1 protein-coding gene and 1 pseudogene are annotated in these 458 nt (G+C 71.0%); both read right to left on the bottom strand.

The genetic code is table 11. From position 1 onward, the window contains the following. A partial coding sequence (locus LPA54_RS38295; protein ID WP_228984993.1) for a lycopene cyclase family protein occupies positions 1-236 on the bottom strand: 236 nt, incomplete at its 3' end. 54 nt (positions 237-290) lie between these two features. Beyond that, a pseudogene (locus LPA54_RS38290) lies at positions 291-458 on the bottom strand (betaine-aldehyde dehydrogenase); the annotation flags it as partial.

Raw genomic sequence — 458 nt, 5'->3', positions numbered from 1 at the left:
CGCGGCTGTTCGACGGTCGTGTAGCCGTAGTCGAACTCCGAGCCGAGCAGGTTGATCCAGTTGCGCAGGCGCAGGATGCGGTCGTCACCCACGTCGCTGGGTCCGCCCTCGATGACGCAGACGCGGCAGTCGGGGTCCTCGCTCAGGCGGGCGGCGAGCACACAGCCGGCGGTGCCGCCGCCGACGATGACGTAGTCGTAGTCCGACTCCGCGCCGTGAGGGGTGGTGGAGGCCATGGGCTGCCTTTCTTCAAATCCGTGGGGTGGAGGGGCGAGCCGGCGTGTCGCGGCTCAGTCGCCGCCGCTCCGGCCCTTGAACCAGCCGGAGGGTCCCGGGGTGAGGTTCTGGTAGATGTGCTTGGCCTCCTGGTACTCGCGCAGGCCCGTGGGCCCGAGCTCGCGCCCGACGCCGGAGCGGCCGAAGCCGCCCCACTCGGCCTGCGGCACATAGGGGTGGAA

Origin of the sequence: Streptomyces sp. DH12 (assembly GCF_020873895.1) — a bacterium.
In the GTDB taxonomy this organism is placed as follows: Bacteria; Actinomycetota; Actinomycetes; order Streptomycetales; family Streptomycetaceae; genus Streptomyces.
The sequence above is the reverse complement of the archived record's forward strand: the minus strand, read 5'-3'. Positions and strand labels throughout refer to the sequence as shown.